Below are 13,945 nucleotides of genomic sequence, written 5' to 3' on the forward strand. Positions count from 1 at the left end.
TTTTTATTATGGCAGCAGGTAAAAAATTATCAGGCGCAGGTTTACGTGGACAAGTTGCAGGCAAGACGGCATTATCAACGGTAGGTAAATCAGGATCAGGTCTTACTTACCGTGGTTATGATGTAAAAGATCTGGCTGAAAACTGCATCTTCGAAGAAGTGGCCTATTTATTATTATACGGTGAGCTACCCACGCAAGCTCAGCTTGATGACTACCAAGCCACTTTGAAGCAGCTGCGTGATTTACCACAAGCCTTGAAAGATGTGCTAGAGCGTATTCCACAAGAGGCACACCCAATGGACGTTCTACGTACTGGGTGTTCAATGCTAGGTAACCTAGAGCCAGAGGATAGCTTCGAGCAGCAGCTAGATAAAACTAACCGTATGCTATCTGCTTTCCCAGCTATTATTAACTACTGGTACCGCTATAGCCATGAGGGCGTAAAAATTGACTGTGTTACTGACTCAGACACCATCGGTGGTCACTTTTTACACCTATTAAAGGGTGAGAAACCAAGTGAGTTACATGAGCATGTAATGAACGTCTCTTTAATCTTGTATGCAGAGCACGAGTTCAACGCTTCTACCTTTACTGCACGTGTTTGTGCCTCTACCCTATCAGACATTTTCTCTTGTATCACGGGCGCTATTGGTTCACTACGTGGCCCATTACACGGTGGTGCCAATGAGGCTGCGATGGAGTTAATCGAAAGCTTTGACTCTCCAGAAGCTGCTGAGCAAGGGCTACTTGGCATGTTACAGCGTAAAGATAAGATTATGGGCTTCGGTCATGCTATTTATAGCGAATCAGATCCCCGTAACGTTATTATCAAACAGTGGGCTGAAAAATTAGCCGCCGATGTCGGTGACGAAGTGTTGTACCCAGTTTCTGTACGCTGTGAAGAAGTGATGTGGCGTGAGAAAAAATTGTTCTGTAACGCCGACTTCTTCCATGCCTCGACCTATAACTTTATGGGAATTCCAACTAAGCTGTTTACTCCAATCTTCGTATGCTCGCGTCTAACTGGTTGGGCCGCTCACGTATTCGAGCAACGTGCCGATAACCGTATTATTCGCCCAAGTGCTGAATATATTGGTGAAGAGCCAAGAGCAGTTCCGGCAATTAGTGAGCGAGGTTAATTTGCTAGTAGCTGACTGGGATTTATGACTAATAATCACAAAATACCAATTGGTTAAACCTCTGAAGAGCTCCCTATAAGCTCTTCAGAGAGTGGCTATAACCCTCATAGGCCTCTTAACCTTAAAAACCTTAATTTTGGCTTATTAACAAAATAAACGGTCATTAAACTTATTACATAATCCCTTCACTATTAGCAAGTTACATCTACTTAATTTAATCGCGATAATCATAGAACCTTGTAGCGATCAGTCTTTCATAATCTTAAAGGACAGCCAAACATGTCAAATGCCATACAGCCAGTTCTCACTCACAAGCACCCGCAGCCGATGAACGAAGACTTCAAAAAGCCACTACCTCTACCTAACGGTGAGGACAGTGGCTTGTATTACTTCGATGTTGAGCAAGCGGTGAATGAAATTGAGCCAGGTGCTTATGCCAAGCTACCTTTTAGCTCAAAAGTATTATGTGAAAACTTAGTGCGTCGTTGCCCACCTGAGGACTTAAAAGAAGCACTGTCTCAGCATATCTATCGCAAGCAGGAAGTTGATTTCCCTTGGTATCCGGCTCGCGTCGTCTGTCATGACATCTTAGGTCAGACAGCTTTTGTTGATTTAGCCGGCCTACGTGATGCTATTGCTGCTGAGGGTGGTGATCCCTCAAAAGTAAACCCAATTGTTCCGACTCAGCTCATTGTGGACCACTCATTGGCGGTTGAACATGCTGGTTTTGAGAAAAACGCTTTTGAGAAAAACCGCGAAATTGAAGAGCGCCGAAACGCCGACCGTTTCCACTTTATCAACTGGTGTCAGTACGCCTTTGATAACGTCAACGTAGTGCCGCCAGGTAACGGCATCATGCACCAAATTAACCTAGAGAAAATGTCTCCTGTGGTGCAGGTTATTGCGGATAAAAAAGACGGCAAGCCGGTGGCCTACCCCGATACGTTGGTCGGTACCGACAGTCACACGCCAATGGTTGATGCTTTAGGAGTTATCTCAATTGGTGTGGGCGGCCTAGAGGCCGAAAGCGTTATGCTTGGTAATCCTTCATACATGCGTCTGCCTGATATTGTTGGCCTAGAATTGACAGGTAAACTACAACCTGGCATTACCGGTACTGACTTAGTACTGGCTATGACTGAGTTCTTACGTGAAGAAGGCGTAGTCTCAGCTTATGTAGAATGTTTTGGCGATGGTGCTCGTAGCCTTTCTGTTGGCGACCGAGCTTCAATCTCAAACATGACGCCTGAATATGGTGCAACCGCGGTAATGTTCTATATTGATGAGCAAACCATCGATTATCTACGTCTAACAGGCCGTAGTGAACAGCAAATCGAAGTTGTTGAGGCCTATGCCAAACAAACTGGTCTTTGGGCCGATGGTATGAAAGATGCTGAATATGATCGCGTATTAAAATTTGATCTATCTAAAGTGGTGCGCAATATTGCCGGTCCATCACGTCCACACGCTCGCGTGTCGACCACTGATTTGGTGGAAGCAGGAATTGCTCACGCTAACAATAAGCCATTGTCAGAACAAGATGACAGTGAAATGCCAGATGGCGCGGTTATTATTGCCGCCATTACCAGTTGTACCAACACTTCAAACCCACGCAACATGGTTGCTGCCGGTATTGTGGCTCGTAATGCGGTTGAAAAAGGCCTAGTGCGCAAACCTTGGGTTAAGTCCTCCTTAGCACCAGGTTCGAAAACCGTTAAATTGTACCTAGAAGAAGCGGGTCTATTGCCAGAGCTGCAAAAGCTGGGCTTCGATGTGGTGGCCTTCGCCTGTACCACATGTAACGGTATGAGTGGCGCGTTAGATCCAGAGATTCAGCAGGAGATCATTGATCGTGACTTGTTTAGCACTGCTGTATTATCGGGCAACCGTAACTTTGATGGTCGTATCCACCCTTATGCCAAGCAGGCCTTCTTAGCCTCTCCCCCATTGGTTGTGGCCTACGCCATTGCCGGTAATATCCGCTTTGATATCGAAAATGATTCACTAGGTAAAGACAAAGACGGCAATGATGTGTATCTAAAAGATATTTGGTTTGATGATGCTGAAGTGGACGCTATTGTGAAGTCTGCGGTGAAGCCTGAGCAGTTCAATCAGGTGTATATCCCTATGTTTGATGAAGCCAAAGCTGATGCGACTCGCAATGATGCACTGGTTGTTAATCCTCAGTATGACTGGCGTGAAATGAGTACTTACATCCGCCGTCCTCCTTACTGGGAAGGCACTATGGCAGAGGTAAATAAACTAAAAGGCATGCGTCCATTAGCGGTGCTAGGTGATAATATTACTACTGATCACCTATCCCCCTCTAACGCAATTATGGCCGATAGTGCGGCTGGCGAGTATCTAGATAAAATGGGTCTACCAGAAGAAGACTACAACTCTTATGCCACTCACCGCGGCGATCATTTAACCGCTCAACGAGCTACTTTTGCTAATCCAAAACTGCTTAATGAGATGGTACGCGATGAGAACGGTGAAGTTATTCAAGGCTCATTAGCTCGAGTTGAACCAGAAGGCGAAGTGATGCGCATGTGGGAAGCAATCGAAACCTACATGAACCGCAAACAGCCACTAATCATCATTGCAGGTGATGGCTATGGTCAAGGCTCTAGTCGTGACTGGGCAGCAAAAGGGGTTCGTTTGGCGGGTGTGGAAGTGGTCGTTGCCGAAGACTTTGAGCGTATTCATCGTCAGAACCTAGTCGGTATGGGGGCCTTACCTTTGCAGTTTGAGCCAGGCACTACCCGCAAGACTTTGAATATCGATGGCACAGAAGTGTTTGATATTGAAGGCGAAGTCTCTGCCGGTGGCACAATGACGCTAGTTATTCATCGCAAAGACGGTAGCGTAGATAGAGCGCCTGTTAAATGCCGCTTAGATACTGCTGATGAAGTTAAGATGTACAACTCTGGTGGTATGTTGCAGCGCTTTGCAAAAGAGTTCTTAGAAGGCAATGTGGCTTAGGTTTTGGAATAAACCATTGATAGATCGCGTTTAAATGAAGCGCACAAGCCACCAGTGTTTGTGCGCTTTTTTTATGAAAGTCTTTGTCTAATAAAATCCATTATTAATCTTATATCTGATTATAAAAACCCTAATTAAGGAAATAAGCCTTATGTCACAACCAAAATTTGCTCCCCAAGTTGCAGTATCTGCCACCTATATGCGTGGTGGTACCTCAAAAGGTGTGTTCTTTAATCTAAATGATTTACCTGAGCGTTGCCAACAACCTGGGCAGGCTCGAGATAGCTTTTTACTACGCGTCATTGGTAGTCCAGACCCTTATGGTAAACAAATCGACGGCTTAGGGAATGGCTCATCGAGTACCTCAAAAACAGTTATCCTCTCCAAATCTGATCAAGACAACCATGATGTAAACTATCTGTTTGGCCAAGTAAATATAGCCAAACCTATGATTGACTGGGCAGGTAACTGTGGCAACTTAACCGCTGCTGTCGGTGCTTGTGCCATCAATATGGGTCTGGTTGATGCTGATAAAGTAGCTGCCAGTGCCGAGAGCGGTATTTGTGAAGTACATATTTGGCAACAGAATATTAGCAAAACTATTATTGCTCATGTGCCGGTTTATACTGATGAGCAAGGACAAGTGCAAGTTCAAGAAACTGGCGACTTTGAATTAGATGGCGTTACCTTTCCAGCCGCTGAAGTCAAAATTGAATTTATTGATCCTGTTGACGCTTCAAGTGCTATGTTCCCCACTGGTAATTTGCAAGATGACTTCGATGTCTCTGGTTGTGGTCTTGAAAAGGACAGCGTTAAAGCCACCTTTATTAATGCTGGCATCCCCACTATCTTTATGCAGGCAGCAGACTTAGGCTTTAAGGGAACTGAGCTTCAAACTGATATCAACAGCAATAAAGCGCTACTGGATAAGCTTGAGACCATTCGTGCCAAAGGCGGTGTGGCTATGGGCTTATTTAAGAATGTGAGTGAGGCTGAAAAGAGCCAGCATATTCCAAAAATAGCTTGGGTAGCCCCAGCTCAAAGTTATACTGCTTCAAGCGGCAAAGAGGTAAATGAGAATGACATCGACTTAGTTGTGCGTGCCATGAGTATGGGCCAATTGCATCATGCAATGATGGGCACAGCGGCGGTTGCCATAGCTGCAGCAGCCACCACACAAGGGACATTGGTTAACGAAGCGGCAAGCGGTAATGGCACCTCAAGAGAATTGTCAGAAGTGCGCTTTGGTCACCCTTCAGGAACACTATTAGTAGGCGGAAAGACCGAACAAGTCGAGGGGCGCTGGCAAGCCAAAAAAGTCTCTATGAGCCGTTCTGCTCGCCGTATTATGGTGGGTCAAGTGTTTGTACCTGGTGGCTGTTTCTAACTTGGTTTTAACCTGATTTTGTAAAAGTAGGTTTGAATGGGTGGGCAACGAGATGAGTTGCCTACCTTTTTATTAATATAGTAATCATTTATAAGGTAATTATATAATAGCTAGATATAATGTGAACCGGTTAAACCTCTCTCCTTTTTAATACGTATATTCAATCTTAATTATTGTTAATGAAGCTGTGAAAATATGGCCACTTCCCCGCGTAGAGTCCCCTTAGATATTAAACCACCTACTAAAAAGTCTGAACGTGGGGCTCTGCTGTGGTCGATATTAAAGCGCTTGGGCGAGTTTGCACGGCCTTATCGAGGTCTATTTATTTTAACCTTGATATTGACCGTATTGGGCTCGTTTACTGCTCAGGTTAACGCTTTTGTGTTGCAGTACACCATTGATACCTTGACCGGTATTGTCGACTTGCCAGATCCTTGGGTTGAGGGCTTAAGACTGTTGACCCTTATTAGCACCATCTTGTTGGTCAAAGAGGTGCTTAACGTTATTATCACCTTTGGTCAGCGCTATTTTGGTGAGCGCATCCGTATCAATCTATCTCGGGATCTATCACAAAAAGTAGTTGATCGCATTTTATCCTACAAAATGTCGTTTTATACCAGTGATGAAAACGCCAGTGGTAAGCTGCAAACCCGAATCGATTTAGGCGTCAGCAGCCTGACTCAATTGGTACAAAACTTCTTTATCGACATGCTACCACTGTTTGCCAGTGCCATTGTGTCGTTAATAATTATGTTTAATGCCAATTTTTGGGTAGGTATGGTCGGTTTAATTATTGTGCCGATTTACTTTTTTGTTAGCCAAAAACAGGCCAACCGCTTACAAGGCTTTCGTAAGCAAATGCGCAAATACCGCGAGACCAAAAGCGGTCTGGTTATCTCAATTATTGACTCTATCACCGTTATCAAGTCCTTTGTGCGTGAGCCTATTGAGTCCGAAAAGCACTGGGAAATTCAAAAAGACATGACCACCAATCAGCTACGTATTCGCAGTATTGCGTTTATGTATAATGCTGGCAAGAGCTTTATTGAGCAAATTGGGGTGGTGGTTATTATTGTCTTAACCGCTTATTTTGTGCTGAATGGTGAGATGACTATTGGTGCCATTATGTTCCATGTCTTACTGTTCCAAAACGTTGCTGCCCCCATTCGCGAGCTACACCGTATTTATGACCAAATTAATAATGCGCTGACTTATGCCGAAGGCTTCTTTGATATCTTAGATGATGACGATGCTATCGAAAGTGCTGGTAAAGTAGAATGTACCGATCTAAAAGGTCATATCGAGCTAAAAAACGTCAACTTCTCCTACCCCAATGGCAAGCAAGCGCTGCAAGATGTAAGCTTTGAAATTCATCCCAACCGTATTACGGCGCTTGTCGGCTTGAGCGGCGCTGGTAAAAGTACCATTATTAGCTTGCTGGTGAAGTTTTATGAGCCTAGTAGTGGTACTATCTGCTTAGATGGCCATAATCTAGAGGATTACAACACTCATAATCTACGCGAACAAATTGGCTTGGTGCTCCAAAAAAATCATATTTTTTCTGGAACCATTGCCGATAATATCCGTTATGGTAATATGCACGCCACCGATGCAGAGATTATTGAGGCGGCCAAACAGGCCTCTATTCATGAGCAAATTATCGGAATGCCAGAGGGCTATGAAAGCGAGGCCAAACTGCTTTCAGGAGGCCAACAGCAGCGTATCGCGCTGGCCCGTATGTTCCTCAAAGATCCACCCATTGTGTTCTTGGATGAGCCTACCGCCAGTCTTGATGCTATTGCCACTCAGCAGATTAAGCACAGCTTAGACTTAATTAAGCAAGATCGCACGGTGATTATTGTCTCACACAATATCTCGCAAATTATTGATGCCGATGATTTGATTGTGATTGATAATGGCCGCGTGGTCGAAACTGGTACTCATGAAGAGCTGTATGCTAAGCATGGCGCGTATTATGATATCTTTAATGCCATGTCAGACAGCTTAAATTTAGATAAAATTAGCCAAACCTTAAACAGCGACCATAGCCTCGAAAGTTAACAAAAACGAAAGTTAAGCCGCTGTACTTTTACTGACAAACAACTACTGACAAACAACCGATAAGATATTTGTAAATGACCGTTAAATATACTATTAAAGGCTTTGATGAGCTAAGTGCCGTTGATATTTACCATATTCTTCGTGCCCGTTCTCAGGTATTTGTGATTGAACAGCAGTGTCTTTATCAAGATATTGATGAGCTGGATTTTGATTGTATGCATATGGTCGCTCATATGGATCAAACCCTGGTTGGCTATTGTCGTATCATACCGCCAGCAGTGGGTGGCAATGGCACCAATCCTAATCCGCGTATTGGCCGGGTATTGGTGTTGCCAGATAACAGACATCAAGGGGTTGCTCGAGAGATGATGGTCCGAGCGATTAAGTACTGTCATTCTAAATATGGCAAAAAACCAATTCAGATTGCGGCCCAAACTTATTTGATTCACTTCTATCAATCCTTAGGGTTTGAGCCTTTAGGTCAGCCTTATGAAGAGGATGGCTTAGATCATATCGATATGATATTAACTGTCGCTAAACGAAAAAAAGTGCCAGTGCCTGCCTTAGCCAAAGAGGTAACCGTTAAGGGAGTTTTGTCTAATTTGTTATTATTCTTAGTGGCTATTGGCATTATCGGTCTACTCTATTTACTGATTTAATAGACCCAAAGCCCCACTAATCCCTGAGATTACAATCAAGATCAAAGTATTGTTTTAACTGATGTTTTACTTATAGGCACAGCTTGGAAAAGCAGTGCCTTTTTTTTGGCCCTTGTGATTATATCGGTTTAGTCTTTACTTCCATTTAGTAGTATCATTACAAAATATAGATAGGCTAAAAGCAGCTCTATCTTTTAGTATATGACGCAAAATAGCCCAATAGGAATGCCATGCTATCCAAACAAGATCAACTCACCGAATTGGTACGCAAGCTTGAGACCAACAATCATGTGTTCGCCACAGATCCTTTATTAATTACGGAGCGCCTTCAGGACGAGCAAGCCACTCCCCTTCAGAAAATACATCGCCGTGCTGAACGTATCGATAGTAATGGAGCATTGGCAGGTACCTTAAATAAGATTGATGGTCGCATTAAAGGCATCATTCTTATCATGAGTATTGTTTGGTGTGTCTCAGGATTCTTAGGCTTATTTGCACTGCTTCAATCTAATGTGGTGAACTTTTTCTATGTCTTGGTTTGTCTGCTGGGCTTTCATACCCTTATGCTGGTCGGTTGGTTGATTTTTACTGTTATCAATAGAGGCAGTCAATCGCCTAGCATCATTACCAGCTTTATCAGCCCAAAAACTCTTATTAGAGGCAAAGACGATGTGACTCAAGCTGCGGTTGAATTGTACGATGAGCAGCTGCAACACACAGGGATGCGCTGGTATCTGAGCCGCTTTAGTCATCAGCTATGGTTAGCAACCTTAACCGGTATGCTATTTGCGATTATATTTTTGTTAATTGTGCGCCAATATAGCTTTAGCTGGGAGTCCACCCTATTATCAGATCAAGCGTTAATGACCTTGACCCATTGGCTCGGCTGGTTACCTAGCTTGGTAGGATTTAATGTTCCTGATGCCGATGCGGTAGTGCAAAGTCGGTTGGTCACGGATATCATGCCACTTTCTATCGCTAGACAATGGGCAAGCTTGTTGGTGGGTAGCTTACTTATGTACGGCATTGTGCCGCGCGCCATAGCCTGGGCTTTTTGTGCCGTGATGTTCAATCGTAAAAAAATGAAGCTGGATCTAAGCTTACCTTACTATCAAAAGATAATTAGTTTTTGGCAACGCAAAGTAGTTGATGAAGATGATTTTGTAGAAAAAGTGCAGCCAGTTGCCCCCAAAGCCAAAGTGACCCAAGGGGATAAATTAGTGGCTTTATTGGAGTACAAACATCACAATCCAACTTGGTATCATGCAGCAGGAGAACCCTTTATCAGCACGGTTCCTGAAGATTTTGGTATATTAGATGATAGAGAGGACATGGAGCGAATGCTGCAGTATTTGGACAGCCATGATGTTCAAGTGTTAGTAGGTATTCATGCCAAAGCGCTTCCTGACCGAGGCACCATGCGTAAATTAGATAAGCTGGCTACTCATGCCAAACAAGGGGTTATTGTCCAGCTGTTACAAGATAGTGATACGTTAGAGGAAGACAATTCGGCACGCAGACAACAATGGCAAACCGCTCTGGCTGAGCGTAACATCGGCTTGGTCTCTTAACCGCTGTTAATTTATAGCCAACAAATTTTATGTTAATAATTATTATAATCTGAGCAATTTATGAGTACTCAAGACAACAACAATACCACTTCTAAGTCAGGTGGGTTATTTAGTGATAAAGCCTTTAATGATGGCCCTAATGATAGAGCCGTTGCTACTGACTCCAAAACTGAAACTGTAAATAATAGCGGTTCTGCTCAGCAGCAGCTAGCACTCGCCACAGAACCAGAAACAATCCCGAGTGATTCCTCCAAAAAAAATATGTCTGACTACCTACAACAGGCTAGAAAAACCACTGTCTCTGAGGGCGAGCCTTTAAAGCTGGCCGTTGTGGGCCATACCAATACTGGTAAAACCTCCCTATTGCGCACCTTATTACGCGATATGTATTTTGGGGAGGTTAAAAATGAAGCAGCTACCACAAGGCACGTAGAACGCGCTTTGATTAAGGACAGTCAGACCGGTGAGAATTTAGTAGCCTTGTTTGATACCCCAGGGTTAGAAGATGCTTCAGGATTGATGGACTGGCTTGAGGACAATACTGCAAGTCGCCGAGACGGCATTGAGCGTTTGCAGCAGTTTTTGGCCAGTGACATTGCTAAAAGTGATGCCCAAGGCGGTGGGCTAAATGATGCATTAAACGATTACTCTCAAGAAGCGAAAGTTATTCGCCAACTACTCTCAAGCGACATGGCTATCTATGTCATTGATGCCAGAGAGCCTGTATTGGGCAAATATAAAGATGAGTTGGCCATTTTGTCTTGGTCAGCCATTCCAGTAATGCCAGTATTCAACTTCACTGATAGCCAAGATGCCAATATTAGCGAATGGCAGACCATGCTGGCACGTCGCAATTTGCATATTTCAACTAGATTTGATTCGGTGGCCTTTGAGTTTGAAGATGAAATGACGCTTTGGCAAAACCTTGCAACGATGCTGACTCATCCTGAAACTTTGAATCAGCTCATCATGCGTCGCCGTGAAGATTGGATTCAACTGTATGAGCAGGCCACTATTATCATTGCCCACTTCTTAATTGATGTGGCAGCCTATGTGCGTGAAATCGATGAAGATGACGATCCGATGCCTGTACTAAAAGAGATGCAGGAAGCGGTTCGTCAAAGCGAGCGTGCCATGCAAGAGAAGTTATTAAATTTATATAAGTTCTATGACAATACTGCAGTGGTTACCCCGCTTGAGCTAAGCGAGTATCAGCAAGATCCATTTGATCCAGAGCTGTTAAAAAGTTACGGGTTACGCACCACTTCTGGGGCTGCCGCCGGAGCGCTACTAGGCTTGGGTATTGATGCTGCAGCTTTAGGTACTACTTTGGGGCTTGGCGCGGCCATTGGTGGTCTGGCAGGTGGTATTTTGTCCAATACCGGTACTATCGCTGATAAGCTGGCAGGTGTAAAACGGTTATTTATTGATCCTGCTACCTTAACTTTGCTTGCTACCCGCTCCTTAGACTTACTGGCTTCCTTGCGCCATCGGGGTCATGCTGCCAACGCCGATACCCCTATTGCTGAGCTGCAAGAAACATCTACCCCGCCTTGGAACCCAAACAAATTGCCAAGCGAGTTAAAAAAAGCGCGTGGCAAACCTCAGTGGAGTAGCTTAACCAGTGGTAAAAGCAGCCTAGCCGAAGAGTTGAGAGCCGATGCCGCTTGGTCTTTATCGGATAAATTAAAGCGCTCAAGACATGAGGAAAAAGATTAATCCAATTTAGCGAGCGCCTCTATTCCACGCACATCAGAGCGCTGTAAATAAATGCCATAGAGCGGATAGTCAACAAAGTGCTGCTTGATATCTTGTAGTAAGCTTTGTTGACGTAATGCTCTATTTTGCCAAAACTCATCACTTTGCTCAGCTTGAATCAGCTGATTAACTACCAAGGCGGCTGGAGCCAGCTTGGCCTCTTTTAGCTGATTCACAGCTCGGCGCGTCTCCTCAATAGGCAAATTATCTGCGGTAAGTACCAATACCACCGCTGTCTGCTGTCTGTCATGTAGAAGCTCACCTGCCTTCTTAAACAAATTCTTGCGAGCATTTAGCACATCGACTGCTTGCTGCCATTTATCAACTGGTTTTGCGTCCTTAAAAGGGTTATTAATTACAGATTTTGACTTTGTGGTTGCAAAGTTATCCGCCGCTCCTTTTAACTTGGCCTGACGTCGCTGCTGAGTAAGCAGTCCATCAGTCCAAGCCTCCATCATCTCTGGTAGCATCAGTAATCTTAAAGTATGCCCTGTAGGCGCTGTATCAAAAATTATATGCTGATAAATACCTTGCTCTACACTATCTACCAAATAGCGGCAAATGGCTTCTAACATGGCCGCTTCTTGCGCCCCTGGAGCACTTTTTGATAACTGCAAATGTTCCTTAATCTTCGGCATCATATCGGGGTTAGCATAACTACTGATGGTTTTCTCAACTCGAGCAAAGTGCTCATCAATGATAAGGTCAGGATCAAGCTCGAGTGCATCTAAGTACTCAGTTAATGCTTTGGGTTTATTTTTGGCGGAGCTGCTGGCTAGGTTCATAGCAAACACATCACCTAAGCTATGCGCCGGATCGGTTGAGACAATTAAGGTCTTTTGCTGACGTTGAGCAAATTTTGCGGCCAAAGCAGCTGCCGTTGTGGTTTTACCCACCCCGCCTTTGCCGCCAACAAATATTATTGGAGTCTGCTGTAGTTGTTGTACTAAATTGGCTAAGTTGTCCATTTTAACAGCAACCTCCATGCTGCAAGGGGCAACGCGGCATGCCCATGCGTAGGTGCCATTCATGGAATTTTTCCAAAAATATAGGCTGCAACTCTAAGGTATAAAAGCTGGCAGGATTATCAATACCTAAACTTTCTGAAAAAAGCAACAGCATAAATAAGTCTTCCTCATCACGAGCTGCTCTAGCTAAGGTCTGGCGGTATGGCGCATGATAAAACTCATTTAAACCTTCTACAAATCGGCTGAATAGTGACCTGTTCTCGCTCATAAACACCTCGTAAAAATTATAGTAAAAAAGTTTAAACCTGTAGTTTTGTAAAAACTAATTTAGTTCTAAAGTAGAAATTAATCATTAAACAATATACTGAAACAAAGAAAGTTAAATTTCTCAGTAAAGACAGTTAAGTTAACATAAAGTGAACAATAAAGATGTTGCAGGCTGTGTTTTTTAGCCAAATTGTCATATGACGACTCTAGACTAAAGTTGTTCTACATAAGATGTGAGCGGTAAATCAATTACAGCCTAAATGAAATATTGCTCGACTTTTAACATTAAAACGTTCAATTGTTGTACTTCCTATAATTATAAAGATTAAGGATTGTCATGTCAGATATAGAGTCAAGGTCACAAAATAAAAAAGTTGCTATGGTCACTGGTGCCCTAGGAGGTATTGGTACTGAGGTATGTAAGAAGCTGATATCAAATGACTATTTTGTTATCGCTACAGTAAGTAAAGACGACCCAGACCGTATAAAAAAATGGTGTGAAGACCATGATTTTGATAGTAATGATTTTGAGTTTATCACCGTCGATTTAATGAATCACGAACAATCTATTGCTGTCTTTGAAAAGACGCTTAATAAATATGACAACATTTACGCCTTGATTAATAGCGCTGGCATTACCCGTGATAGTAGCTTTAGAAAAATGAGCTTCGATCAATGGAAACAGGTTATTGATTGTAATTTGATGTCTCTATATACCGTTGTCCATCCCGTCTTTTTGAAAATGATGAACCAAAAGTCAGGCCGTATTGTCAATATCAGCTCAATAAATGGTCTAAGAGGACAGTACGGACAGACCAACTATTCTGCCGCCAAGGCTGGAATAATTGGATTCACTAAAGCCTTGGCCTATGAAGGAGCTAGCTCCTTTGTAACCGCAAATGTTGTGGCACCTGGTTATACCCTCACCCCCATGGTAGAAAGCGTTCCTGAGCATATCATGGACAAAATCAAAGCCACTATTCCCATGAATCGCTTGGCTTATGCTAGTGAAATAGCCGCAGCCTGTATGTACCTAATCAGTGACGAAGCTTTATTCGTTACTGGAGAGACGATATCCGTCAATGGTGGTCAGTATATGTCGTAGGACTGGCTAACCTGTAACCTTTTAATGTTCACTTTTGAAGTTATC

The 13,945-nt window shown here is 43.5% G+C and carries 10 protein-coding genes; 8 read left to right on the forward strand and 2 right to left on the reverse strand.

Annotated elements, in window-relative coordinates:
* Nucleotides 1-8: 8 nt before the first annotated feature.
* The 7 genes from prpC (at nt 9) to G561_RS0106650 (ending at nt 11,521) form a co-directional block, all read left to right on the forward strand.
* Entirely contained in the window at nt 9-1,139 is a 1,131-nt protein-coding gene (gene prpC, locus G561_RS0106620) for a bifunctional 2-methylcitrate synthase/citrate synthase (protein ID WP_028858835.1), read from the forward strand.
* A 327-nt stretch (nt 1,140-1,466) separates the two neighbouring features.
* Nucleotides 1,467-4,124: a Fe/S-dependent 2-methylisocitrate dehydratase AcnD gene (acnD, locus tag G561_RS0106625; protein WP_028858836.1), complete on the forward strand. Its 2,658-nt coding sequence runs from the start codon at nt 1,467-1,469 to the stop codon at nt 4,122-4,124.
* A gap of 151 nt (nt 4,125-4,275) precedes the next feature.
* Nucleotides 4,276-5,511, forward strand: coding sequence for a 2-methylaconitate cis-trans isomerase PrpF (gene prpF, locus G561_RS0106630; protein ID WP_028858837.1), 1,236 nt, complete (start codon nt 4,276-4,278; stop codon nt 5,509-5,511).
* Between the two features lie 195 nt (nt 5,512-5,706).
* A complete protein-coding gene (locus G561_RS0106635) occupies nt 5,707-7,572 on the forward strand; it encodes an ABC transporter ATP-binding protein (protein ID WP_028858838.1) in 1,866 nt (621 codons plus the stop codon).
* A gap of 74 nt (nt 7,573-7,646) precedes the next feature.
* A complete protein-coding gene (locus tag G561_RS0106640) occupies nt 7,647-8,231 on the forward strand; it encodes a GNAT family N-acetyltransferase (RefSeq protein ID WP_028858839.1) in 585 nt (194 codons plus the stop codon).
* 230 nt (nt 8,232-8,461) lie between these two features.
* Nucleotides 8,462-9,802: a DUF2868 domain-containing protein gene (locus tag G561_RS0106645; RefSeq protein ID WP_028858840.1), complete on the forward strand. Its 1,341-nt coding sequence runs from the start codon at nt 8,462-8,464 to the stop codon at nt 9,800-9,802.
* A 261-nt stretch (nt 9,803-10,063) separates the two neighbouring features.
* Nucleotides 10,064-11,521 carry a DUF3482 domain-containing protein gene (locus G561_RS0106650; protein ID WP_373277683.1) on the forward strand — a complete coding sequence of 486 codons (1,458 nt, stop codon included), beginning with the start codon at nt 10,064-10,066 and terminating at the stop codon, nt 11,519-11,521.
* On the opposite strand, the gene G561_RS0106655 is transcribed toward G561_RS0106650, so the two are convergent.
* Nucleotides 11,518-12,528, reverse strand: coding sequence for an ArsA family ATPase (locus G561_RS0106655; RefSeq protein WP_028858842.1), 1,011 nt, complete (start codon nt 12,526-12,528; stop codon nt 11,518-11,520). The genes G561_RS0106650 and G561_RS0106655 overlap by 4 nt on opposite strands.
* 1 nt (nt 12,529) lies before the next feature.
* On the reverse strand, nt 12,530-12,796 hold the full coding sequence (locus G561_RS0106660) for a cory-CC-star protein (RefSeq protein ID WP_028858843.1): 267 nt from the start codon (nt 12,794-12,796) through the stop codon (nt 12,530-12,532).
* Nucleotides 12,797-13,132: 336 nt separating this feature from the next.
* Here G561_RS0106660 and phbB point away from each other — a divergent pair, with 336 nt between their 5' ends.
* Nucleotides 13,133-13,900, forward strand: coding sequence for an acetoacetyl-CoA reductase (phbB, locus tag G561_RS0106665; RefSeq protein WP_028858844.1), 768 nt, complete (start codon nt 13,133-13,135; stop codon nt 13,898-13,900).
* The last annotated feature ends 45 nt before the right edge of the window (nt 13,901-13,945 follow it).

The organism is Psychrobacter phenylpyruvicus DSM 7000 = NBRC 102152 (assembly GCF_000685805.1).
GTDB lineage: Bacteria > Pseudomonadota > Gammaproteobacteria > Pseudomonadales > Moraxellaceae > Psychrobacter > Psychrobacter phenylpyruvicus.

Excerpts from the sequence above, each read along its gene's own strand:
- G561_RS0106645 (WP_028858840.1), top strand. The coding sequence starts at position 8,462 with ATGCTATCCAAACAAGATCAACTCACCGAATTGGTACGCAAGCTTGAG.
- G561_RS0106660 (WP_028858843.1), bottom strand. The coding sequence starts at position 12,796 with ATGAGCGAGAACAGGTCACTATTCAGCCGATTTGTAGAAGGTTTAAAT.
- phbB (WP_028858844.1), top strand. The coding sequence starts at position 13,133 with ATGTCAGATATAGAGTCAAGGTCACAAAATAAAAAAGTTGCTATGGTC.
- G561_RS0106640 (WP_028858839.1), top strand. The coding sequence starts at position 7,647 with ATGACCGTTAAATATACTATTAAAGGCTTTGATGAGCTAAGTGCCGTT.
- prpC (WP_028858835.1), top strand. The coding sequence starts at position 9 with ATGGCAGCAGGTAAAAAATTATCAGGCGCAGGTTTACGTGGACAAGTT.
- G561_RS0106655 (WP_028858842.1), bottom strand. The coding sequence starts at position 12,528 with ATGGACAACTTAGCCAATTTAGTACAACAACTACAGCAGACTCCAATA.
- G561_RS0106650 (WP_373277683.1), top strand. The coding sequence starts at position 10,064 with ATGTCTGACTACCTACAACAGGCTAGAAAAACCACTGTCTCTGAGGGC.
- G561_RS0106635 (WP_028858838.1), top strand. The coding sequence starts at position 5,707 with ATGGCCACTTCCCCGCGTAGAGTCCCCTTAGATATTAAACCACCTACT.
- prpF (WP_028858837.1), top strand. The coding sequence starts at position 4,276 with ATGTCACAACCAAAATTTGCTCCCCAAGTTGCAGTATCTGCCACCTAT.
- acnD (WP_028858836.1), top strand. The coding sequence starts at position 1,467 with ATGAACGAAGACTTCAAAAAGCCACTACCTCTACCTAACGGTGAGGAC.